General features: G+C 58.5%; 12 protein-coding genes, 2 tRNA genes and 3 rRNA genes. All 17 read right to left on the reverse strand.

What is annotated here, in order from left to right; genetic code table 11:
* Positions 1–37: 37 nt before the first annotated feature.
* Complete coding sequence (gene recD, locus KZH41_RS26440; RefSeq protein ID WP_263274002.1) at positions 38–2,119, reverse strand: exodeoxyribonuclease V subunit alpha; 2,082 nt, start codon at positions 2,117–2,119, stop codon at positions 38–40.
* Positions 2,116–5,787, reverse strand: coding sequence for an exodeoxyribonuclease V subunit beta (gene recB / locus KZH41_RS26445; protein WP_263274003.1), 3,672 nt, complete (start codon positions 5,785–5,787; stop codon positions 2,116–2,118). Before recB ends, recD begins: the two co-directional genes overlap by 4 nt.
* Positions 5,784–9,236, reverse strand: coding sequence for an exodeoxyribonuclease V subunit gamma (gene recC, locus KZH41_RS26450; RefSeq protein WP_242152529.1), 3,453 nt, complete (start codon positions 9,234–9,236; stop codon positions 5,784–5,786). Before recC ends, recB begins: the two co-directional genes overlap by 4 nt.
* 172 nt (positions 9,237–9,408) lie before the next feature.
* Positions 9,409–9,524, reverse strand: a 5S ribosomal RNA gene (rrf, locus tag KZH41_RS26455).
* Between the two features lie 170 nt (positions 9,525–9,694).
* A 23S ribosomal RNA gene (locus tag KZH41_RS26460) occupies positions 9,695–12,586 on the reverse strand.
* Between the two features lie 251 nt (positions 12,587–12,837).
* A tRNA-Ala gene (locus KZH41_RS26465) sits at positions 12,838–12,913 on the reverse strand.
* A 30-nt stretch (positions 12,914–12,943) separates the two neighbouring features.
* Positions 12,944–13,020 (reverse strand) — tRNA-Ile (locus tag KZH41_RS26470).
* An 82-nt stretch (positions 13,021–13,102) separates the two neighbouring features.
* Positions 13,103–14,639: ribosomal RNA gene (locus KZH41_RS26475) — 16S ribosomal RNA — on the reverse strand.
* The 16S, 23S and 5S rRNA genes sit together here with 2 tRNA genes alongside, the layout of an rRNA operon.
* Before the next feature lie 545 nt (positions 14,640–15,184).
* Positions 15,185–15,805, reverse strand: coding sequence for a protein-methionine-sulfoxide reductase heme-binding subunit MsrQ (msrQ, locus tag KZH41_RS26480; protein ID WP_094950162.1), 621 nt, complete (start codon positions 15,803–15,805; stop codon positions 15,185–15,187).
* Positions 15,805–16,818 carry a protein-methionine-sulfoxide reductase catalytic subunit MsrP gene (gene msrP, locus KZH41_RS26485; RefSeq protein WP_263274004.1) on the reverse strand — a complete coding sequence of 338 codons (1,014 nt, stop codon included), beginning with the start codon at positions 16,816–16,818 and terminating at the stop codon, positions 15,805–15,807. The genes msrQ and msrP overlap by 1 nt, the downstream gene beginning before the upstream one ends.
* Positions 16,819–16,881: 63 nt before the next feature.
* Entirely contained in the window at positions 16,882–17,739 is an 858-nt protein-coding gene (gene pssA / locus KZH41_RS26490; protein WP_263274005.1) for a CDP-diacylglycerol--serine O-phosphatidyltransferase, read from the reverse strand.
* Between the two features lie 145 nt (positions 17,740–17,884).
* Positions 17,885–18,901 (reverse strand): ketol-acid reductoisomerase, encoded by a 1,017-nt coding sequence (ilvC, locus tag KZH41_RS26495; protein ID WP_007948647.1) that lies wholly within the window; start codon positions 18,899–18,901, stop codon positions 17,885–17,887.
* 46 nt (positions 18,902–18,947) lie between these two features.
* Positions 18,948–19,439: an acetolactate synthase small subunit gene (gene ilvN / locus KZH41_RS26500; protein ID WP_003176102.1), complete on the reverse strand. Its 492-nt coding sequence runs from the start codon at positions 19,437–19,439 to the stop codon at positions 18,948–18,950.
* A 2-nt stretch (positions 19,440–19,441) separates the two neighbouring features.
* On the reverse strand, positions 19,442–21,166 hold the full coding sequence (locus KZH41_RS26505; RefSeq protein WP_094950231.1) for an acetolactate synthase 3 large subunit: 1,725 nt from the start codon (positions 21,164–21,166) through the stop codon (positions 19,442–19,444).
* Positions 21,167–21,597: 431 nt separating this feature from the next.
* Positions 21,598–21,927 carry a YqcC family protein gene (locus KZH41_RS26510; protein WP_094950165.1) on the reverse strand — a complete coding sequence of 110 codons (330 nt, stop codon included), beginning with the start codon at positions 21,925–21,927 and terminating at the stop codon, positions 21,598–21,600.
* Positions 21,927–22,661 carry a tetratricopeptide repeat protein gene (locus KZH41_RS26515; protein ID WP_242152535.1) on the reverse strand — a complete coding sequence of 245 codons (735 nt, stop codon included), beginning with the start codon at positions 22,659–22,661 and terminating at the stop codon, positions 21,927–21,929. Before KZH41_RS26515 ends, KZH41_RS26510 begins: the two co-directional genes overlap by 1 nt.
* 16 nt (positions 22,662–22,677) lie before the next feature.
* Positions 22,678–25,002, reverse strand: a complete 2,325-nt coding sequence (mrcB, locus tag KZH41_RS26520; protein WP_094950167.1) for a penicillin-binding protein 1B — start codon at positions 25,000–25,002, stop codon at positions 22,678–22,680.
* Between the last annotated feature and the right edge of the window lie 116 nt (positions 25,003–25,118).

The following is a 25,118-nucleotide window of genomic DNA, read 5'->3' on the forward strand; positions in this document are numbered from 1 at the left end:
TTTTTCAGAAAAATCAGTCGACTGAATCAGAAATATTTCATGACCGATCAGTCAGTTTTTTTTCAGCCGGCACGTCCAATTCCAGCATCAGCCCGCTCAAGCGCTTGACCTTGCGCCGTACGGCTTCCTCAAACACGCCACCACGCGGTTCGATCAAGCTGAACCAGCGCTTGGCGCGGGTGATGCCGGTGTAGATCAGTTCTTTGGTCAGCACCGGGTTCAGTGCATCCGGCAGGATCAGCGCGGTGTGGGTAAATTCCGAGCCCTGGGATTTGTGCACGGTCATGGCGTACACGGTTTCTACGTCATTCAGACGGCTGGGCAGTACAAAGCGCACGCCGCCCTGGCCATCGTTGCGTGGGAAGGCCACGCGCAGCACGTGGGGGCCGCCGTCGCTTTCGGGCAGCTTCAGGGCGATGCCGATGTCACCGTTCATCAAGCCCAGGCCGTAATCGTTGCGGGTCATCAGCACGGGGCGGCCTTCGTACCATTGGTCGTCGCCTTCGATCAGCCGCACTTTGCGCAAGGCGGCGGTGATGCGCAGGTTCAGCCCCTCCACGCCCCAGGGGCCTTTGCGCACGGCGCAGAGCAGTTGGAACGCGTCGAAGGCTTGCAGCAGTTGCTGGGCCCAGTGGGTCCAGGCCAAGTCTTCACGGGGTGTATCGAGGGCTGGGCGCGCGCTTTGCAGCAGGTTCAGGTAATAGCGATAACCCTGGGCTTCGTCGCCCTGCCCGTCCAGCACCAGGCGCTCAAGGGCATGGTCGTGCTCGCCCTTGAGGCTGAGGCAGAACAGGTCGTGGTGGCTGCGGGCGGCGAGCAGTTTGCGCGCCTCTTCGGCGTTTTGCTGGTTGACCCAGCGCGCCAGTTGGCCGATGCCGCTGCCTTCGCCGAAACGCCGCGAGTAGCGCAGCATCACCACTTGTTGGGCCAGTGGGTGGGTGGCGTCGAGGTCTTCGTGCAGGCCGCTGGCGCTGAGGTCTTCGCCGCTCACTGCTTGCAGCCATTGGCGCGTGTCGGGGCTGTACCAGCCGGCTTCGGCGTCGCGGCATAAGTCGCCGAGTACGGCGCCGGCTTCCACCGAGGCGAGTTGGTCCTTGTCGCCCAGCAACACTAAGCGTGCGTGAGGCGGCAAGGCGTCCAGCAGGTTGGCCATCATTTCCAGGTCGATCATCGAGGCTTCGTCCACCACCAGCACGTCCAGGGGCAATGGGTTGCCAATGTGGTGGCGGAAGTGCCGCGTGCCCGGGCGGCTGCCCAAAAGGCGGTGAACAGTGGTGACCTGGGTCGGGATTTTTTCCCGCACGCTGCCCGGCACGTTCAGCGACAGCACTTGCTGGCTGATGGATTCGGTGAGGCGTGCGGCGGCTTTGCCGGTGGGTGCGGCCAGGCGGATGCGCAACGGGCTGCCGGCTTCCACGGCAGGCGCCTGCAACAGCGCGAGCAGGCGCACCACGGTGGTGGTCTTGCCGGTGCCCGGGCCGCCGGTAACGATGCTGAAGGCACCGCGAGTGGCCAGGGCGCAGGCGAGTTTCTGCCAGTCGATCACGCCATCGGGCGGCGGCTGGTCGAACAGGCTGTTGAGGCGCTGCGGCAAATCAGCCGCGACGTTTTCCTGGGTGGCCAGGCGCAGGCGCAAAGCCGTGTCGATGCGCCGTTCGTAGGTCCAGTAGCGGCGCAAATACAGGCGTTTGCCGGACAGCACCAAGGGGCGGCTTTGCGCGGCGTCGCTGCCATCGACGGCCAGCGCGACCAATTGGCTGGAGGCCAACGCATGGCACCAATGGGTGCCGTCGAGGCCGTCGAGCAATTGCGACGGCAACACCATGGCGCCGGTTTGCAGGTCGCCTTCGGGTGGCAGCGACAAGGCGAAATCCGGCGCTTTGAGGGTTTCGAACAGGTCGAGGCACACGTGGCCATGGCCCAGTTGGTGGCTGGTTAATGCGGCAGCGAGCAACACCAGCGGGTCGGCCTGCGGATCGAGTTCGTGCAGGAAGCCGACGAAGGCTTTGTCCAGCGCGCGCAACCAGCCACGGTCAACCCAACGCGCCAGCAGTTGCACCAGGTCGGCGGCGCGGCTGAGGGGCACTAACGCCTCAAGCGGTAACGGCGACAGGCTCATAACAGCACTCCTTGTTCCCAGGCGGGCTCGACCTTGGGCGGTATGGGTTTGCCCTGGAACAACAGGTCCAAGCCTTCAATCAGTTCCCGGGGTGGCCGGGTGAAATAGGCGCCCTGGCTCACGGCTTGGGTGCCGCGCAGGAACAGGTACAGCGCACCGCCGACGTGGCGGTCATAGTCGTAATCCGGCAGGCGTGCCTTGAGTTGGCGGTGCAGGGCCAGTAGGTAAAGCACGTATTGCAGGTCGTACCGATGCTCGAGGATCGACTGTTCCATGGCGTCTAAGGTGTAGGCCGAATCGTCAGGGCCGAGCCAGTTGGATTTGTAGTCGGCCACGTAATAGCGGCCGTCGTGTTCGAAGGTCAGGTCGATAAAGCCTTTGAACATGCCGTTGAGCAGCACCGGTTCGGCGGCGACGCGGGACACTCCGTTGTGGGTGTATTGGCACACCAGCTTGTCGAGGGCGAGCACATCGACTTTGTGGCTGGCGAACCAGAACTCCATTTCAATCTGGTACTGCTGCAGGCTGCTCAGGGTGACGCGATCGTTATCCACAGGCAGCGGCGTTTGCAGCAGGTGGCCCAGCCAACCGCTGAGGGTGACGATCCAACCTTCCCAGTCGCGCCGATTACAGCGCGCGCCCACGGCTTTTGCGATGGCCTCGGGGGTGACGTTGAAACCCTCCTCTCCCGCCCATTCCAGCAGGCCGTGGAGGAAGGTGCCGGGGTTAGGTCCGCGTGGGAAACGGTGAATGTCGCCGCCGGACGCCGCCACTTCGCGCGGTGCATCAGGGTCGAGGCGCTCGTCGTCGAACAGCTTCTGGGCTTGTGGGCTTTCCGGCGCTTCGAGGGGCGCGGCGCTCATGCTGTCGCCAATGCGCAATGCACTGTAGGAGGCGATCCACCAGTTTTCAGCGGCCTTGCGCTTGGGCAGCAACGGCGCGAGCAAGATGGCTTCGTTGCGCGGCGGGTGGAACAGGCTGTCTTGCGCGTCGGGCACGGGGGCGTAGTGGATGGCGGCGCAGCCTTCTTGCAGGTCCAGCAACCAGCGCGCCAGTGCGGCGGACTCGCCCAACGATGCACCGGCGCCGAGCAAGTAACCCAGGGCTGACAGGTGCAGTACCGAGCTGCTGTTATTGCCGCGCTTGAGGTCGGCAATGCCGAGCCAGCACGCATGTTTGGCGCGTGTGAGGGCGACGTAGAACAAGCGCAGGTCTTCGGCCAGGCGCTCATCGTCGGCTTGGGCAATCAGCTCGGCGGTGGGCCGCAGGCTGACCTGGGATTTGCCGTGTTCGTCGTGGTAATGCAGCGGCAGACGGCTGCCATCCACCGGTTTGGCCGAGCAGATGAACGGCAGGAAGACCAAGTCGTATTCCAGGCCTTTGGACTTGTGGATGGTCACCACCTTGACCAGTTGCTCATCACTTTCCAGGCGCAGGATCTGCTCCTCACCGGCCTGACCCGACAGCGCCAAGTGCTCAGCCAGATGGCGGATCAGCGCCTGTTCGCCGTCCAACTCCGACGCGGCCTGTTGCAGCAGCTCGCTGAGGTGCAACAGGTTGGTCAGCACACGTTCGCCGTCACTGCGGGCGATCAGGGTTTGCGGCAGTTTGAAATCGTGCAGCAGCCGACGCAGCATCGGCAGCACGCCTTGGCTGCGCCAGATCGCGCGGTAGCCACGGAACTGCATCACGCGGGTTTCCCACGCCAATTCGTCCTGGTTCAGACGCTCCAGTTCCGGCAATGACAGGTTCAAGGTGACGCAGGCCAGCGCGGCGCGCAGTGGGCGCTCGACGTCCGGCTCGGCGCAGGCCTTGAGCCAGGCCAGCAGGTCGTGGGCTTCCTGGGCGGCGAAGACTGAGTCTTTGTCCGACAGGTACACACTGCGCACGCCACGGGCGGCCAACTCGGCGCGCACGGCTTGGGCCTCCTTGCCGTCGCGCACGAGGATGGCGATGTCTGACGGCAGTACGCCTTTAAAGCTGTGTTCTTTTACGAAGCCGGCCGTGCCTTGCTGTCCGCCATTGAGCAACTCGACAATGTGCGTGGCGCAGGCAGCGGCCAGTTGTTGGCGATACACCGCGTTGGAAATCGGTTGATCGGTGGGCAGGTGCCAGAGGTGCATCGCCGGCAGCGTGTGGCCATCGACTTGCAGTTGCTCTTTGCGGCCTTGGGACAGCACCGAGTGGAATGGCACCGGGTTATCGCCATTCGGCTCGCGAAACAGGAATGCGCCACGGCCGGTTTCCGCGCGCTGGAACACGTGGTTCACCGCCTCGACCATCGCATGGCTGGAGCGGAAGTTGGTGCCCAAGGTGTGGTGGCGGCCGGTGGTGGACTGGCGAGCGCGCAGGTAGGTGTAGATGTCGGCGCCACGGAAGGCGTAGATCGCCTGCTTGGGGTCGCCGATCAGGAACAGGCCGCTGTCGAGGTGGTTTTCTTCGATGCGGTAGATGCTGTCGAAGATGCTGTATTGCACCGGGTCGGTGTCTTGGAATTCGTCGATCAGGGCGACCGGGAACTGCTCGCGGATCACACTGGCCAGGCGCTCGCCGCCGTCTGTTTGCAGGGCGGCGTTGAGGCGGATCAGCATGTCGTCGAAGCCCATTTCGGCACGGCGGCGTTTTTCTTCTTCGAAGCGTTTACCTACCCAGCCGGCGGCGTGTTGCAACACGGCGGCGTCGGGGGTGGGCAACGCGTCGAGGCTGGCTTTGAGGTGGGCCATGGCGTCGATGCCGGGATGGCGCGGCGGCTCGCCCTTCCAGGCTTCGGCCATGCCGTCGGGCGTCAGGCGGGTGAAGCCGGTGCCGATGTCCAGTTGCTCAACGGTTTCGTCAGCGGCCCAGGCGCTGATCTTTTCGAACCAGGGCTCGAAGTAACGCGCTTGCATCTTGCGGCCATCGACGGCTTTGGCGGCCACGGCTTGCAGGCAGATGTCGCGCAGCTCGACGGCCCATTGTTGCCACGGCGCCTTGAGGGTGACCAGCGCTTGGCGGCGCTCTTGCAGGCAGGCGTTGATCAGCTCGGCGGGCTCGCGGCTTTCGTCGGTAGGCCGTTCGCTGCCGAACAGCGCACGCACGCGCGGCATCAGCGCGGCGGGGCCACTCCAATTTTTGCGTACCCAATTGAGCGCGTCGTCGTGCATCGGGTAGCAGAACAGCCGCCAGTAGTCGCGCAGCACTTCGCCGAGCAGGTCGCTGTGGTCGGTTTCCAGGGTTTGGGTGAACAGGCTGCCACTGTCGAACGCATGTTCGCGCAGCATGCGCTGGCACCAACTGTGGATGGTCGAGACGGCGGCCTCGTCCATCCATTGGGCGGCGATGTCCAGGCGATTGGCGCAGGCTGGCCATTGCTCGGGTGGGTATTCGTCGCGCAGGTCGGCGATCAGGGTGTCCGGTTGCTCGATTTCTTCGCGGAAGAAGCGCGCGGCCTCGGCCAGACGAATGCGGATGCGTTCGCGCAGCTCTTTGGTGGCGGCGTCGGTGAAGGTCACCACCAGGATTTGCGGCGGCAACAGTTCGCGGCCGAAGCCAGACTCATCACCACCGTGGCCCAGCACCAGGCGCAGATACAGGGCGGAAATGGTGAAGGTCTTGCCGGTGCCGGCGCTGGCTTCAATCAGCTGGCTGCCTTTGAGCGGGAAGGCCAGAGCCAAAGGTTTAGTGATCATGCGCTGGCCTCCTCACTGCTGAGCGATCGCCAGGGGGCGTTGATCAACGGGCGATACAGGGTTTCGGCCCAGCCTTCGAATTCTTCACTGGCGATGAGCGTGGCGTAGTCGGGGAACTGGCGGGTGAGCGCCGGGGTTTCGCGGCGTTCGCCGTCGGTGGTCAGGCCGTCGCCTTCGTAAGCTTTACTGGCGGCGGCCTGGGCCTTGGCGGGGTCGGTTTGGCCAAGCCAAGCGAAGGCGGTTTTGACGGCAACCGGGAGTGGTTTGCGCATGCCGGTGTGCCAGGCCAGCAGCAGGTTGCCGAGGATTTCCTGGGCAGCGAACTTTTCCAGCGGGGCCAGGAGCAAGGTGTCGTCACTGGCGACCAACCCGGTGCTGAGCGGCAGGCCGCAGGCACAGGCGACCACGTGATTGACCCACGGGCGGATAAGGCGATGCCACTTGCGCGTCTTGATTGAGCCGATGCTGTTGGGGATGGTGGTCACACTTAGCAATCCGCCATCACCGCGCCGATGCAGGCCGCTGATCCAGCCTTCCAGCTGGAGGCCTTGATGCTCAAAACTGATCGGTTCGGCGGTTGTTTGTGGCGTGGGCCAGAGCGCCAATAAGTGTTGGTAGCGCTGCAGCAGATCGGGCAGAGGCTCGATCAGTTCGTTACGCAGGCATTCGCCAAAACCGACCATCGGCAACAAGCCGCTGCCTTGCAGGCGCAGTGCTTGGGCGTTGAGCGCTCGATCCACGTGGTCGGGCTGGGTCAGTGCGGCGTTCAGCAGGCTGTCGCTGAGGCTGTAGCGTTGCAGCGCGTCGAGCACGAAGGGTTCTTCATCGGCCAGCGGCACTTCGGCGGCTTCGAAGAACACTTTCAGACGCTGGCTGAAGAAGTGTTTGACCGGGTTGCGCAGGAAGTCCTGCAACTGGCCGAGGCTCAAGGGTTCTTCTTGTTGGTGTTGCGCCAGTTCGTCTTCTTTTAAGAGAGCGTCGGGTGCTTCGTGGAGCAACTGCCACTCGCGTGCGTAGCTGAACAGCGGATCGCCTGCATGGAAGTAGCGGGCACTGAACGGTTGGAGCGGGTGTTCCTGGGTCATCGCATCCAGCAGCGGTTGTTCTGTGTGTGCGTTATGCCAGCCACTGGCGATATGGTCGCGTAGTTGGCCGATCAGTACCGAGGCCGGACGCTCGCTGTTGTCGCGGATGCTGCGGCCTACCCAACTGATGTAGAGCTGGTCGCGGGCGGACAGCAGGGCTTCGAGCAGCAAGTAGCGGTCGTCTTCGCGGCGTGAACGATCGCCGGGACGGTAGTCGCTGCCCATCAGGTCGAAGTCCAGCGGCGGTTGCGCGCGCGGGTAGTCACCGTCGTTCATGCCGAGCAGGCAGACGAGTTTGAACGGGATGGCGCGCATGGGCATCAGGGTGCAGAAATTGACAGCTCCAGCGAGAAAACGCTGGGACAGCCGGCCTTGGTCCAAGCCGGCCAGCCAGGCTTCACGAACTACGGTGAGCGGTAACTCATCTTGTAGGCCGACGGACTCACAGGTTTCCAGCCAGTCTTCTCTGAGCTGTTCGAGTTGGCCCAGCAGGTAGTCGTCGTGTTCGCTGCTGGGCAGGAAGAACAGTTGCATCAGGCGTTGCAGGCGCTCGCCCCATGCTTGAGGGGCTGCCGGTTGGGACAGGGCTTGATGGGCGTCGTTTAGCGCATCGAGCAACGAGACCAGGGGGCCGATGAGGGCCGCGTCAAGGCCGCCGATTTCGTCGTAGGGTTCAATGCCGTCGCAGGCGACACCGGTGCCGACGGCGTAACCCAGCAGCATGCGGCGCAGGCCGAACCGCCAGCTGTTTTGTTCCAGCTCATGGGGAAGGCCGAGGCCGGCGCGTTGTTCGGCATTAAGGCCCCAACGGATGCCTGCGCCTTCGATCCAGCGGTGCAGCGTAGGCAGATCGCGTTCCTTGATGGCGAAACGTTCGCGCAGGGCGGGGACGTCGAGCAGGTCGAGGATTTCGCTGACGGGGAAGCGGCTGTCGGGGAGTTTGAGCAGGTGTTCGACGGCGATCAGCAGAGGGTCGCGGCCGCGCTGGCCTTGGTCGGTGAGAGTGAACGGGATAAAGCGTGGGTCGCTTCGCTCAAGCTGGCCAAACACGGCGCGAATGTGCGGCGCGTAGCTGTCGACGTCGGGGACCATGACGATGATGTCGCGCGGGCGCAGCGTGGGATCGGCGCTGAAGCGCTGGAGTAATTGGTCGTGGAGAATTTCCACTTCGCGTTGGGCGCTGTGGGCGATATGGAAGCGGATGGAGCTGTCGTTATTGAGGTCGACGCCCGGCCACAGCTCGCGTGTTTCGTTGAGTGGGCGCAGTTCGAGAATGTCGTCCTGCAACTGATTGAGCAGCGTAGTGGGCTCGCTTTCGCTGAACAGGTCGATGCGGCCGTCGCGGAAGGCGGCGCGGTAGCTGTTGGGGTCGTCGTAACTGTCCAGCAGGCTGATGTAATCACGGCCCTGTTTGCCCCAGGCGGCGAGCAACGGGTGTGCGTGCTGGTGCAGGGTTTGTGGGTCGATGACGACCGGCATGCCAGCCTTGCGCGCTTGGCGTTTGTATTCGTTACGCAGCAGGTCTTTGTCGGCGACGATGTCGGACCAATGGTGGCGGCAAGGGTTGTGCACACAGAGCAAGACTTGGCTGAACCTTGCTAAGCCGGCGAGGGCTTCCAGGGCTTGCGCGGGCAGTGACGAAATGCCGAAAACGATCACTCGGGACGGCAAGCCTGGCGGGGCTTTCTCCAGGGTATTGATGCGTTCGATGAAGCGCTGGTGAACACCGGCGCGGCTTTCGGCCATGCCCTCTTCACCTACGTCCAACAGCAGTGCACGCCATAGTTCTGCCTGCCAGCAGTTCGCGGGGTTAAGGGGTTTTGATTCACCTCGACCATTGCGCAGTTGGTGGCGGCCGGCGGCCCAGTCTTCTAGCCAGTCAGCGCGATAGACCTGGTATTGGTCGAACAAGTCGGCCAGACGTTCGGCGAGTTGATAGCGTTTGCGTAGGTCAGTGTCGTGGGTGAGGAAGCGCTGCAGGGGCTCGAAATGCGGTTGGTCGATGAGCTCCGGGAGCAGGCGCATCAGGCGCCAGGTCAGTGGGGCTTTATCGAGCAGGGACTTGGGTGGGATCTCGTCTTTGCCCAGGACCATGCGATAGAGCTGCCACATGAAACTGCCGGGGAGCTGCACATCGATGGCCGCAGCAATGCCGCAGCCGCCCGTGTCACCCTCTTCCGGGTCTTCGGCCAGGGCTAGTTTCAGCCATTGGGCGATGCCGTTGCTTTGCACCAGGGCGATTTCGTTTTCCAGGGGAGCGAGCGGATAACGGCGCATCCAGCTGACTACCAGGCTGCGCAGTTCGTCCAGGCGGTTGCCGTGAACCACCATGAATCCAGCGCTGAGGGACGTCGCATCCGGCATAACGGCTTCCTTGGGAAAAGCAAAATCGAGGCATGGACTTTAGCATTGAAGGCGACCGCAAGCTGCAAACGAGGCGGGCCGCATTAAGCGATGGTCCATAGGTTGCTACAGTTTTCGACCGCCCAAAACAAAACCCCTGTTTGCGTTAGCAAACAGGGGTTCTGGAATTTAATCTTGACGATGACCTACTCTCACATGGGGAAACCCCACACTACCATCGGCGATGCATCGTTTCACTGCTGAGTTCGGGATGGGATCAGGTGGTTCCAATGCTCTATGGTCGTCAAGAAATTCGGGTACTGAGTCGTGACCTTATGGCCTCGCTTCAGCAAATTGGGTATGTGATAGCTTTCGGTGTTTTGTGAGATCGAACTTTCGGTTCTATCGTCTTCACACACCGCAATCTGATGCCTCTACTTGTTTCCAAGTCCGAAGTAGTCAAATTGCTTGGGTGTTATATGGTCAAGCCTCACGGGCAATTAGTATTGGTTAGCTCAACGCCTCACAGCGCTTACACACCCAACCTATCAACGTCGTAGTCTTCGACGGCCCTTCAGGGGACTCAAGGTCCCAGTGAGATCTCATCTTGAGGCTAGTTTCCCGCTTAGATGCTTTCAGCGGTTATCTATTCCGAACATAGCTACCCGGCAATGCCACTGGCGTGACAACCGGAACACCAGAGGTTCGTCCACTCCGGTCCTCTCGTACTAGGAGCAGCCCCTCTCAAATCTCAAACGTCCACGGCAGATAGGGACCGAACTGTCTCACGACGTTCTAAACCCAGCTCGCGTACCACTTTAAATGGCGAACAGCCATACCCTTGGGACCGGCTTCAGCCCCAGGATGTGATGAGCCGACATCGAGGTGCCAAACACCGCCGTCGATATGAACTCTTGGGCGGTATCAGCCTGTTATCCCCGGAGTACCTTTTATCCGTTGAGCGATGGCCCTTCCATACAGAACCACCGGATCACTAAGACCTACTTTCGTACCTGCTCGACGTGTCTGTCTCGCAGTCAAGCGCGCTTTTGCCTTTATACTCTACGACCGATTTCCGACCGGTCTGAGCGCACCTTCGTACTCCTCCGTTACTCTTTAGGAGGAGACCGCCCCAGTCAAACTACCCACCATACACTGTCCTCGATCCGGATAACGGACCTGAGTTAGAACCTCAAAGTTGCCAGGGTGGTATTTCAAGGTTGGCTCCACGCGAACTGGCGTCCACGCTTCAAAGCCTCCCACCTATCCTACACAAGCAAATTCAAAGTCCAGTGCAAAGCTATAGTAAAGGTTCACGGGGTCTTTCCGTCTAGCCGCGGATACACTGCATCTTCACAGCGATTTCAATTTCACTGAGTCTCGGGTGGAGACAGCGCCGCCATCGTTACGCCATTCGTGCAGGTCGGAACTTACCCGACAAGGAATTTCGCTACCTTAGGACCGTTATAGTTACGGCCGCCGTTTACCGGGGCTTCGATCAAGAGCTTCGCGTTAGCTAACCCCATCAATTAACCTTCCGGCACCGGGCAGGCGTCACACCCTATACGTCCACTTTCGTGTTTGCAGAGTGCTGTGTTTTTAATAAACAGTCGCAGCGGCCTGGTATCTTCGACCGGCATGAGCTTACGGAGCAAGTCCTTCACCCTCACCGGCGCACCTTCTCCCGAAGTTACGGTGCCATTTTGCCTAGTTCCTTCACCCGAGTTCTCTCAAGCGCCTTGGTATTCTCTACCCAACCACCTGTGTCGGTTTGGGGTACGGTTCCTGGTTACCTGAAGCTTAGAAGCTTTTCTTGGAAGCATGGCATCAACCACTTCGTTAACTAAAAGTTAACTCGTCATCAGCTCTCGGCCTTAGAATCCCGGATTTACCTAAGATTCCAGCCTACCACCTTAAACTTGGACAACCAACGCCAAGCTGGCCTAGCCTTCTCCGTCCCTCCATCGCAATAACCAGAAGTACAGGAATATTAACCTGTTTTCCATCGACTACGCTTTTCAGCCTCGCCTTAGGGACCGACTAACCCTGCGTCGATTAACGTTGCGCAGGAAACCTTGGTCTTTCGGCGTGGGTGTTTTTCACACCCATTGTCGTTACTCATGTCAGCATTCGCACTTCTGATACCTCCAGCAAGCTTCTCAACTCACCTTCACAGGCTTACAGAACGCTCCTCTACCGCATCACCTAAGTGATACCCGTAGCTTCGGTGTATGGTTTGAGCCCCGTTACATCTTCCGCGCAGGCCGACTCGACTAGTGAGCTATTACGCTTTCTTTAAAGGGTGGCTGCTTCTAAGCCAACCTCCTAGCTGTCTAAGCCTTCCCACATCGTTTCCCACTTAACCATAACTTTGGGACCTTAGCTGACGGTCTGGGTTGTTTCCCTTTTCACGACGGACGTTAGCACCCGCCGTGTGTCTCCCATGCTCGGCACTTGTAGGTATTCGGAGTTTGCATCGGTTTGGTAAGTCGGGATGACCCCCTAGCCGAAACAGTGCTCTACCCCCTACAGTGATACATGAGGCGCTACCTAAATAGCTTTCGAGGAGAACCAGCTATCTCCGAGCTTGATTAGCCTTTCACTCCGATCCACAGGTCATCCGCTAACTTTTCAACGGTAGTCGGTTCGGTCCTCCAGTTAGTGTTACCCAACCTTCAACCTGCCCATGGATAGATCGCCCGGTTTCGGGTCTATTCCCAGCGACTAGACGCCCTATTAAGACTCGCTTTCGCTACGCCTCCCCTATTCGGTTAAGCTCGCCACTGAAAATAAGTCGCTGACCCATTATACAAAAGGTACGCAGTCACCCAACAAAGTGGGCTCCCACTGCTTGTACGCATACGGTTTCAGGATCTATTTCACTCCCCTCTCCGGGGTTCTTTTCGCCTTTCCCTCACGGTACTAGTTCACTATCGGTCAGTCAGTAGTATTTAGCCTTGGAGGATGGTCCCCCCATATTCAGACAAAGTTTCTCGTGCTCCGTCCTACTCGATTTCATGACTAAGAGATTTTCGCGTACAGGGCTATCACCCACTATGGCCGCACTTTCCAGAGCGTTCCGCTAATCTCAAAGCCACTTAAGGGCTAGTCCCCGTTCGCTCGCCACTACTAAGGGAATCTCGGTTGATTTCTTTTCCTCAGGGTACTTAGATGTTTCAGTTCCCCTGGTTCGCCCCTTACACCTATGTATTCAGTGTAAGGTAACCATCTTATGATGGCTGGGTTCCCCCATTCAGACATCTCCGGATCAAAGTCTGTTTGCCGACTCCCCGAAGCTTTTCGCAGGCTACCACGTCTTTCATCGCCTCTGACTGCCAAGGCATCCACCGTATGCGCTTCTTCACTTGACCATATAACCCCAAGCAATCTGGTTATACTGTGAAGACAACATTCGCCGAAAATTCGATAATACTCAATTACGAGTAACTCACAAATTTTACCTTAGCCTGATCCGTTACCAGTGAAAGTAACGTTCAGTCTATCTTTCTATCACATACCCAAATTTTTAAAGAACGATCTAATCAAAGACTAGAAATCAACATTCACCATCACCTCGATGGAATGCTCATTTCTAAGCTTTCAAAACTTTCAGAAGCAGTAGTGGTGGAGCCAAACGGGATCGAACCGTTGACCTCCTGCGTGCAAGGCAGGCGCTCTCCCAGCTGAGCTATGGCCCCGTATTTCTACAGGCGTTTCCCACACAAAATTGGTGGGTCTGGGCAGATTCGAACTGCCGACCTCACCCTTATCAGGGGTGCGCTCTAACCAACTGAGCTACAGACCCAATTTCGGGCTGCTTCTTATCGTCTTCTTCAATGAATCAAGCAATTCGTGTGGGAACTTATGGAGCAGCTGATGTCGTCGATTAAGGAGGTGATCCAGCCGCAGGTTCCCCTACGGCTACCTTGTTACGACTTCACCCCAGTCATGAATCACACCGTGGTAACCGTCCTCCCGAAGGTTAGACTAGCTACTTCTGGTGCAACCCACTCCCATGGTGTGACGGGCGGTGTGTACAAGGCCCGGGAACGTATTCACCGCGACATTCTGATTCGCGATTACTAGCGATTCCGACTTCACGCAGTCGAGTTGCAGACTGCGATCCGGACTACGATCGGTTTTGTGGGATTAGCTCCACCTCGCGGCTTGGCAACCCTCTGTACCGACCATTGTAGCACGTGTGTAGCCCAGGCCGTAAGGGCCATGATGACTTGACGTCATCCCCACCTTCCTCCGGTTTGTCACCGGCAGTCTCCTTAGAGTGCCCACCATTACGTGCTGGTAACTAAGGACAAGGGTTGCGCTCGTTACGGGACTTAACCCAACATCTCACGACACGAGCTGACGACAGCCATGCAGCACCTGTCTCAATGTTCCCGAAGGCACCAATCTATCTCTAGAAAGTTCATTGGATGTCAAGGCCTGGTAAGGTTCTTCGCGTTGCTTCGAATTAAACCACATGCTCCACCGCTTGTGCGGGCCCCCGTCAATTCATTTGAGTTTTAACCTTGCGGCCGTACTCCCCAGGCGGTCAACTTAATGCGTTAGCTGCGCCACTAAGAGCTCAAGGCTCCCAACGGCTAGTTGACATCGTTTACGGCGTGGACTACCAGGGTATCTAATCCTGTTTGCTCCCCACGCTTTCGCACCTCAGTGTCAGTATTAGTCCAGGTGGTCGCCTTCGCCACTGGTGTTCCTTCCTATATCTACGCATTTCACCGCTACACAGGAAATTCCACCACCCTCTACCATACTCTAGTCAGTCAGTTTTGAATGCAGTTCCCAGGTTGAGCCCGGGGATTTCACATCCAACTTAACAAACCACCTACGCGCGCTTTACGCCCAGTAATTCCGATTAACGCTTGCACCCTCTGTATTACCGCGGCTGCTGGCACAGAGTTAGCCGGTGCTTATTCTGTCGGTAACGTCAAAACAATCACGTATTAGGTAACTGCTCTTCCTCCCAACTTAAAGTGCTTTACAATCCGAAGACCTTCTTCACACACGCGGCATGGCTGGATCAGGCTTTCGCCCATTGTCCAATATTCCCCACTGCTGCCTCCCGTAGGAGTCTGGACCGTGTCTCAGTTCCAGTGTGACTGATCATCCTCTCAGACCAGTTACGGATCGTAGCCTTGGTGAGCCATTACCTCACCAACTAGCTAATCCGACCTAGGCTCATCTGATAGCGCAAGGCCCGAAGGTCCCCTGCTTTCTCCCGTAGGACGTATGCGGTATTAGCGTCCGTTTCCGAACGTTATCCCCCACTACCAGGCAGATTCCTAGGCATTACTCACCCGTCCGCCGCTCTCAAGAGAAGCAAGCTTCTCTCTACCGCTCGACTTGCATGTGTTAGGCCTGCCGCCAGCGTTCAATCTGAGCCATGATCAAACTCTTCAGTTCAAACATCTTTGGGTTTTTAAGAAACCCTAAACTTGGCTCAGCAATCGTTGGTTACATCTTTGATTTCTCGCGGAGTAACTTGTGATGCTGATAATCTTGTTGACTATCAGTCTGACTCCACAAGCACCCACACGAATTGCTTGATTCAGTTGTTAAAGAGCGGTTGGTTAAGATCTTTCGTCTCAACCGAGGCGCGCATTCTACAGCAGCCTCATTTGCTGTCAAGTGATTATTTTCAGAAGTTTTCGAAGATTTCTTCAACAACTTCAACCACTTGCGCTCCCGATCTCTCGTTAGCGGGAGGCGAATTCTACAGCGTTACACGCTGCTGTCAACACCTCTTTTTCTCCGCTTTCGACCGAGAAGATCGAAACGTTAATAGAGCCAAACAACACTGCTCTACCAACTCCTTCTGGGCTTCGATTAACTGAAGCAAGCCGCTGTCGCACTCTTCGTAACTCTTTGTTTACCAAGGAGTTTTCCGTTTCGACTGCGCCGGAAGTGGGGCGAATTATAGACTTCCAGAATCTGCCGTCAAGCCTTAATTACGCTTTTGTTGCAGAAAGTGGTTTTTTCGCGATAAGACGGGGAATCCGGCGCATTACAGGCGGAATCCGCAGGATCAAAAGCAGTGCCCCTATAGTTGCATAGATAGCCCACTCCTTCAGATCGGCCCGCACGATCCACAACATATGCAGCAAACCGAGCCCAACAATCACATACACCAAGCGGTGCAGCTTTTTCCAACGGCTACCCAGCCGGCGCTGGCTATAGCGATTGGAGGTTACCGCCAGCACCAATAAGCAAAGGAAGCCCAGCGCGCCAACAATAATGTAAGGCCGCTTACGCAGCTCCACCCCTAATTGCGACCAATCCAGCCCGAGGATAAATACGCAGTAAGCTGCCAAGTGCAAAACCACATACGCAAAGCACCAGAGCCCCAGCTGTCTGCGAACGGCAATCCAACCTGCCCACCCGCTCAGCTTCTGCAGCGGCGTCATGCCCAGCGTAATAAGCAACAGAATTAACGTACCAAGCCCCAACCGATCCATCAGCACTTTGCCTGGATCAGGTCCGAGAACAGAACTCCATGCCTCATACAGCCAGAAAAATGGCCACACCGCAGCAGCTATAAAGACGCCAATGCGCCAGATCGGATACCGCATCAGTAGTGCTTCCGCAAATCGAGGTCGGTATAAAGAGAGGCAACCTCATCCGAGTAGCCGTTGAACATTTGCGTCTCGCGCACATTCGGACTGAACAAACCACTCGGCAAGCGACGCTCCCGCGCCTGAGTCCAGCGAGGATGATCGACCATAGGGTTCACGTTTGCGTAGAATCCATACTCATCCGCAGCAATACTTTGCCAAGTGGTTTTGGGCTGTTCACTCACCAGGCTGATCCGCACAATGGATTTCACACTTTTAAAGCCATACTTCCACGGCACCACCAAACGCAACGGTGCGCCATTCTGGTTAGGCAGTTCCCGCCCATACATGCCCACCGCAAGGATCGCTAAAGGATTCATCGCCTCGTCCAGACGCAACCCTTCTACATAGGGCCAGTCAATCAAGCCAAAACTCGAGCGTTGGCCCGGCATGCTTTTGGGGTCCTGCAGGGTTTCAAAGCGGATGTACTTGGCCTTGGAGGTCGGCTCAACCTGCTTGAGCAAGGCCGAGATCGGAAAGCCCATCCATGGAATGACCATCGACCACGCCTCAACACAGCGCAAACGGTAGATCCGCTCTTCCAACTGGTAAGGCTTCATGAAGTCTTCCAAGGCATAGCGCCCAGGCTTCGCAACCTCCCCATCGATTACAACACTCCACGGCTCGGTCTTGAGTGAACCGGCATTCGTCGCCGGGTCGCCCTTGCCTGTACCGAACTCATAGAAGTTGTTGTAGTGGGTCGCGTCCTTGAAAGGCGTGATGGCCTCGTCCTTCACGGTAACCGCCTGCCATTTAGTACTTGGCAATTTCTCGGCAAACCAGTTCGGCGCCTTGCCCGGCTCAACATCGGCATAACGCGCAGCATTGTCGGCATTGGCCCAGCGCGGCAAGGTGCTGGCAGCCACTGCGGCAAGCGCACCACCGAGCAGGCTGCGGCGAGAGAGATAGAAAGATTCAGGCGTGACATCCGATTCGTGACAATCGGACGCTTTGGGGATCTTGATTAACATGGCAACTCCGCAGCTTTGGAGGACTGATGCACCAATAGACTGCGGAGTATGGGGAACATTACATTAAGACAATGTTTTGTCGCGGCGCAGATGCAGCAGGTACTGAATCGGCCCCGAAGCGGCGTAGACCAGGAACGCCAGCAGCAGGATACGCGGCGGATCGCTGAAGACGACCGCGAACACCAGCACCACCACCAGGATAGCCACGAAAGGCACGCGCCCCTTGAGGTCGAACTCCTTGAAGCTGTTGTACTTGATGTTGCTGACCATCAGCATGCCAGCGGCCGCAACCATCAAAGCCACCAGGAACGACATCTTCGAACCCTGGATGCCGTAGTCACTGAATGCCCAGACAATACCGGCCACTACGCCCGCAGCCGCCGGGCTGGCAAGGCCAATGAAGTAACGCTTGTCGGCAGTGCCTACCTGGGTGTTGAAGCGTGCCAGACGCAAAGCGGCACCGGCGACATAGATGAAGGCGACCATCCAGCCGACCTTACCCATATCACCCAGTGCCCACGCAAACGCCAGCAGTGCAGGCGCAACACCGAAGGCAACCATGTCCGACAGCGAGTCGTACTCGGCGCCGAAGGCACTCTGCGTATTGGTCATGCGCGCCACGCGACCATCAAGGCCGTCGAGCACCATGGCCACGAAAATCGCGATGGCAGCAAAGCCGAAATACTTGCTGGCACTCGCCGTATCACCCGCCGCCAACGCGCTTTGAGCGCTCATGGAGTTGATGATGGAATAGAACCCGGCAAACAGATTTGCCGTGGTGAACAGGTTGGGCAGAAGATAGATGCCACGATGCCGGACCTTGCGACCTTCCGCATCGTGCCCTTCCTCGACATGCTCATCGATCGGCAGCAGGCTTTCGGCGTCAGAGGCCTGGTGTGGCTCTTCGGGACGTTCGCTCATGGACTTTACCTTGCAACGGTGTGAAAAAAATTCGACAAATACTTGCGGCGAGTGTTCGCCCGCAAACGATGCAGCTTTATACCAGAACCCGCCCCTTAAACGAAAAAACGCGGCCTAAGCCGCGTTTTCTCTTGATGCGTACGACTTAGTTTTTGGCTTTGTCGACGATCTTGTTGGCACCGATCCACGGCATCATGGAGCGCAGTTGCTCGCCGATGATCTCGATACCGTGGGCGGCGTTGTTACGACGCTTGGCGGTCATCGAAGGGTAGCCGGTTGCGCCTTCGCTGATGAACATTTTGGCGTACTCGCCGTCCTGAATACGTTTCAGGGCGTTGCGCATAGCCTGACGGGACTCGGCGTTGATCACTTCCGGGCCGGTCACGTACTCGCCGTATTCGGCGTTGTTGGAGATCGAGTAGTTCATGTTGGCGATACCGCCTTCGTACATGAGGTCAACGATCAGCTTCAGTTCGTGCAGGCATTCGAAGTAGGCCATTTCCGGCGCGTAGCCAGCTTCAACCAGGGTTTCGAAACCGGCTTTAACCAGTTCAACGGTACCGCCGCACAGAACGGCTTGTTCGCCGAACAGGTCGGTTTCGGTCTCGTCCTTGAAGGTGGTTTCGATGATGCCGGTACGACCGCCACCCACGCCAGCGGCGTAGGACAGTGCAACGTTTTTGGCATTGCCCGAAGCGTCCTGGTAGATCGCGATCAGGTCAGGAATACCGCCGCCTTTGACGAACTCGGAACGCACGGTGTGGCCCGGCGCTTTCGGCGCGATCATGATCACGTCGAGGTCAGCACGCGGCACAACCTGGTTGTAGTGAATCGCGAAGCCGTGGGAGAAGGCCAGGGTGGCGCCCTTCTTGATGTTCGGCTCGATTTCGTTCTTGTACAGCGCGGATTGGAATTCGTCCGGGGTCAAGATCATGACCAGGTCGGCAGCAGCCACGGCGGAAGCAACGTCAGTCACTTTCAGGCCATGGGCTTCAGCCTTGGCAACAGTGGCCGAGCCTTTGCGCAGGCCAACAGTCACGTCAACGCCGGAGTCTTTCAGGTTGCACGCTTGAGCGTGGCCCTGGGAACCGTAGCCGATGATGGCGACTTTTTTGCCCTGGATGATCGACAGGTCACAATCTTTTTCGTAATAAACTTTCATGAGGTTCCTCTATATATCCAGGCCCTTAGGCCATTCACTAATTGGGTTAGATGCTGAGTACTTTGTCGCCACGAGCAATCCCGGTGACACCACTGCGTACAGTTTCCAGAATCGAGGCCGTCCCGATCGACTGGATGAAGCTGTCCAGCTTGTCGCTCGTACCGGTCAGTTGAACGGTATAAACGCTGGCGCTCACATCGACGATCTGCCCGCGATAAATGTCAGTCGTGCGTTTGATCTCGGCACGTTGGGCACCCGTGGCCTTGACCTTGACCAGCATCAGCTCGCGCTCGATGTGGGCACTTTCCGACAGGTCGACCAGCTTGACCACTTCGATCAGCTTGTTGAGGTTCTTGGTGATCTGCTCGATCACCTCATCATGGCCCACGGTGGTCAACGTCAGGCGCGACAGGGTCGGGTCTTCGGTTGGGGCCACGGTCAGGCTTTCGATGTTGTAGTTGCGTTGCGAAAACAGGCCGACAACACGAGACAGAGCGCCGGGTTCGTTCTCCAGAAGCAGGGAGATAATGTGCCGCATGATTAAGTACGCTCCGTCTTGTTCAGCCACATGTCGCGCATCGAGCCGTCTTTGATCTGCATCGGGTAGACGTGCTCGCTGGTGTCCACTTGAATATCGAGGAACACCAGGCGGTCCTTCATGGCGAACGCCTCTTCCATCTTCGGCTTCAGATCTTTCAAATCAGTGATGCGAATGCCGACGTGGCCATAGGCTTCAACCAACTTGACGAAATCCGGCAGCGATTCCATGTAGGAATGGGAGTGGCGGCTACCGTAGCTCATGTCCTGCCACTGACGAACCATGCCCAACACGCCGTTGTTCAGGCAGACGATCTTCACCGGAAGGCCGTACTGCAAGCACGTCGACAGCTCCTGGATGTTCATCTGGATGCTGCCTTCACCGGTGACACACGCAACGTCGGTGTCCGGGAAGCTCAGCTTCACACCCATGGCCGCAGGGAAACCAAAGCCCATCGTGCCCAGGCCACCGGAGTTGATCCAGCGGTTAGGCTTGTCGAACGTGTAGTACTGCGCGGCGAACATCTGGTGCTGGCCCACGTCGGAGGTCACAAAGGCGTCGCCCTTGGTCACTTCGCACAGGGTCTCGATCACGGTTTGTGGCTTGATGATGCTGCCGTCGCCCTTGTCGTAAGGGAACAGGCCGCGGTCACCGCGCCATTCGTCGATCTGCTTCCACCAGCTGGCAACGGATTCCTTGTTCGGCGTCTCGCCGATGTCCTTCAGCGCTGCAACCATTTCGGTCAACACGCTTTCAACAGGACCCACGATCGGCACGTCGGCCTTGATGGTCTTGGAGATGGACGCCGGGTCGATGTCGATGTGGATGATCTTGGCATTCGGGCAGAACTTGCTCGCGCCGTTGATCACGCGGTCATCAAACCGCGCGCCCACCGCCAGGATCACGTCGGCGTGGTGCATGGCCAGGTTGGCGGTGTAGCTGCCGTGCATGCCGAGCATGCCGACGAACTGACGGTCGGTGCCCGGGAATGCGCCGAGGCCCATTAAGGTGTTGGTGACCGGCAGGTTGAGCAGTTTGGCCAATTCGGTCAACGGTGCGGAACCGCCACCCAGAATCACGCCACCGCCCGAGTACAGCACTGGGCGTTTGGCCGCCAGGAGCATTTCTGCCGCCTTGCGGATTTGCCCCGAATGCCCACGAACGGCCGGGCTGTAGGAACGCAGCTTGGCTTTCTTCGGGAAGATGTATTCGAATTTCTCGGCCGGGTTGGTCATGTCTTTCGGGATATCTACGACTACAGGGCCCGGGCGACCGGACTGTGCGAGGTAGAACGCCTTTTTCATGACTTCTGGGATTTCCGACGCATGCTTGATCATGAAGCTGTGTTTCACGATCGGCCGGGAGATACCGATCATGTCGGTTTCCTGGAATGCATCGGTCCCCACCATGGTGCTTGCGACCTGGCCGGAAATGATCACCATCGGGATGGAGTCCATATAAGCAGTCGCGATGCCGGTAATGGCATTGGTTGCGCCTGGGCCGGAGGTTACCAGTACCACGCCGGCTTTACCGGTGGCACGGGCGTAGCCGTCAGCCATATGGGTAGCAGCTTGTTCGTGGCGAACCAGGATGTGGGTAACAGCCGGTTCCTTGAACAGTGCGTCGTAGACATGCAGCAGAGCACCACCTGGGTACCCGTAGATATAGTCGACGCCTTCGTCACGCAAAAAGCGGACGAGCATCTCACCGCCAGATAAAAGCTCCACGTTGTTCACCTCTAAAACGCCAGAATACCGTCCGTTAAAAACCGACGGGTCTTAATAGGTTTACTTCTCAACAGAGCATGAGCGACGGTGGTCGCCGACTACGTCAGCACTGACTGAGCAAGTATTGGGATCGTCCCAAGTGTTGCGGGCTTTTCCCACCCAGCGCGAGGTAACGCGTTGCGGGTGTTACAGGTCGGCGCGGATGTGCGCCTCATGATCTGCTGAGCGGGCCTGCTTCTGGCAGTCCCGATACAGCGGACTTTGGATTCTTCTGTTTCAGCCCCTTCAAGTCAAGCAATAATTGCGCTTTTTTCCAACTAAGCGCATGAGAACGTATAAGAAAGAGGCTTGAGGAGGGATAAAACTCGCCTGAATGTCGTCAAGCGGTAGAAATGTGCGCAAGACTGCCGGAAAAACCGGCAGTCAGGCAATTAACGAGCGTCGACGATCAGTTGGTCGAACTTTTTCAGCGCATTGCGCAAGCCAAGGCTCTCCAGCGGCCGATCGGCGTAAACCATCTCCGCCATTTCCATGATCCCCGATGCATTGGGCAATGGCAGATCCTGCTCGAGGATCTGCTTCATGCGCACCAGGAAGATCCATTGCAGCCATTGATGGAAATCCAGGGTGTCGACCGAAAACGGTTCGACACTGCTGAGCGCTTCGACGCTGGGGGACGCCTCGTCCCACCAGCCCTGTACACGCAATTCGCGCTCAATCAGCAACAACTGTTCGGCAATCGCTGGGAAACGCACATCCATCAGAGGCTGACCTTGGCTTTTTGCCGTGCTTGAGCGGCGCCGGCAGCATCGCCTTGTGCGGCGCGCGCGTCACCAATCAAGGCCCACAAGTTGGCTTGCAGGTCTGGTCGGCCGTTGGCCAGGCTCAGGCCACGTCGTGCGAACTGTTCGGCTTGCGGCGCATCGCCCTGGGCCATGCGCACCTGGGCGAGGCGATACAACACTTGCGGCTCGCGCGGTGCCACGCGCTGGGCACGCTCCAGACTCGACGACGCACCATTCAAGTCGCCACCGGACTGCTGCTGTTGAGCAGTGGTCAGCAAGGCCAATACCGGCCCGTCCAACTGCTCGTCGGCCGACAGGCCACCAGCACTGGACGACGACGGAATACCGCTTGGCGTCGACGGCATGTTGTAGGTGCCTTGATTGACCGGCGCCGTCTGGATCGGCGCGGCATCAACCGGCCCCGACGTGCTTGGCCCTGGAGTCCACGGCTCGGCACTGATCGGCGCCGAGGTCGCAGCGCCAGCGCCCGGCACCATCACCACCACACCCGAATCCTGCGCAATGGTTTGAGCGGTCGCTTGGGCTGGACGCTTGACCACGGTCTGGCGGAAACCGCCGTTGGCCGAGATGCGATCGTTATTCGAGACGGCCGTGCTCGAGTCCACTACGGGAATTGAGCCGCGTTGCACGCTTGAGCAACCGCTGAGCACCGCTAGAGCTGTAATAGCTGGAATCAACCACTTGTTCACTTGAAACCCTCTTTGCTTAATTCATCCAGCCCTTGACCCAATCCATCACCGAGTCCGCGTCAGCGGGGGCACTGCCACCGCATGCGGCTCCGGGTGGTGGCTCGCTGCCGCGAATATACGGCATCTGCACCGCGCCCGGACAGTTGGCATCGGAGCCCTGCCCCGTATGCGGATCAATCCAGGCCTGCACGATGTTGTCCGGCTGCGGCATGTTCAACGGTAGCGGGTCGGCCTTGCGCATGAAACTGGTCCAGACCTGCAGCGCACCGGTCGCACCGGTGAACGGCGTCTTGCCATTATCGTCACGGCCCAACCACACCACCGCCAGCACGTCCTGGCCGAAGCCGGCGAACCAGCTGTCACGCGAATCGTTACTGGTACCGGTTTTGCCCGCCAGCGTCAGGTTCGATGGCAGCACGCTGTAGACCGAGCGCCCGGTGCCTTCGCGCATCACGCGCTGCATGGCGTTTTGGATCAGGTAGATGGAGCCCGCATCGAAGCGTTGCTGAATCTGGAACGGGTAACGCTTGAGCGGCTCGCCTTCGGCGGTCAGCACACTGCGAATGCCCCGCATCGGTGTATTGAAGCCACCGTTGGCGAGGGTCTGGTACATCGTTGCCACTTCCATCGGCGTCATGGCGCCAGCGCCGAGCAGAATCGACGGGAAGGCCGGAAACTCACGAGTGACACCCAGGCGCGCGATGGTTTTCAACACATTCGGCACCCCCACTTCCAGCCCCAGGCGTGAGGTGGAAATGTTGTAGGAGTGCGCAATCCCCTGGTACAGGAACACCGTACCGTGGGAGCGTCGATCAAAGTTCTGCGGCGTCCACACCTGGCCATTGGCACCTTTGACTGACAGTGGGTCATCCGAGAGCCAACTGGTCAGGGTGTATTTACTCGGTTTTTCCAAGGCCGTGAGGTAAACCGCCGGCTTGACCAGCGAGCCAATCGGCCGCACGGCATCCAGCGCACGGTTGAAACCGGCAAAGCTGGCTTGGCGACTGCCGATCATGGCCTGCACTTCACCGGTTTCCGGGTTGGTCACGACCATGGCAGCTTCGACTTCATCGGAGCCTTTACGGCCGGTCAGGCGCTTGAAGGTGTCGCTCACCGACGCTTCGGCTTTCATCTGAAGAATCGGGTCGAAGCTGGTGAAGATCCGCAGGCCCTCTTCGGTCAAGTCTTCGTCGCGGTAGTCTTCACGCAGTTGACGTTTGACCAAGTCGATAAAGCCTGGGAACGAGCTGTCGGCCAGCTTGCCGCGGGTGGTTACACCCAGTGGCATTTTCTTCGCCGCCGCGACTTGTTCAGCGGTGGCTACGCCCTGCTGCTCCAGCACATCCAGCACCAGATTACGGCGCTCAAGCGCACGCTCCGGGTTGCGACGCGGGTTGTAGTAGGACGGCCCTTTGACCATGCCCACCAGCAATGCGACCTGATGCAGCTTCAATTCGGACAATGGCTGGCCAAAGAAGAACTGACTGGCCAAGCCAAAACCGTGCACGGCGCGCTGGCCATCCTGACCGACGAACACCTCGTTGAGGTACGCCTCGAGGATTTCCTGCTTGCTGTAATGCAGCTCCAGCAACATCGCCATCATGGCTTCAGTGAGCTTACGCGTCAGGCTGCGCTCGTTGGTCAGGTAGAAGTTCTTAACCAATTGCTGCGTCAGCGTACTGCCGCCCTGAGTCATCTTACCGCCGGAGGTGTTGACCCAAATCGCGCGGGCAATCGACTTCGGCGACACGCCCCAGTGACTGTAGAAATCGCGGTCTTCCACGGCAACCAGGGTTTCGAGCAGATATGGCGGCACCTGATCGAGTTTGATCAGGATGCGATCTTCAAGGTTCTTCGGGTAAATACCGCCGATCAGCAGCGGCTCGAGGCGCACCACAGGCAACTTCGAGCCATTGAGCGACGACAGCTCGGCGACGTAATCACCAGAGAAACGCACACGCACTGGCTGGGCTTTTTCCAGGCCTTCATAGAACTGGAAGCCACGGGTGTTCAGGTCGACGGTATTGCCGCTGACCGCTGCGGCGCCCGGGCCGTTGCTCACAGCTTCGCGGCGGTAGCCCAGCGCATCGAGCTCGGTCAGGAAGTCTTCCTTGCTCAGCTTCTGGCCGCTGAACAGTTCCAGCGGGCGCGCATACACCTTGGCCGGAATGGTCCAGCGCTTGCCGGAAAACTTCTCCTGGACCACGGCATCGAGGTACACCGCGAAGCCAGCGAGCACCACAAGGCCCACCAGGCTGAGCTTGAGCGCCCAGCCGAGCCACGGGCGCAGGCCGCGCGAAGGAGGTTTTTTACGGGAACGGGGAGATCGGGTTCGAGTCATGGCGGCGGATTATACGCACTTTATTGATGATCAACATGAGCCGGACAGCGGTTTGCACGACCAGCTGTAACAGCCATAATGCCCGCCATGATTTCCCCCAGACTTTGAAGGATCGC

Origin of the sequence: Pseudomonas sp. YeP6b (assembly GCF_025642995.1) — a bacterium.
Classification (GTDB): Bacteria; Pseudomonadota; Gammaproteobacteria; order Pseudomonadales; family Pseudomonadaceae; genus Aquipseudomonas.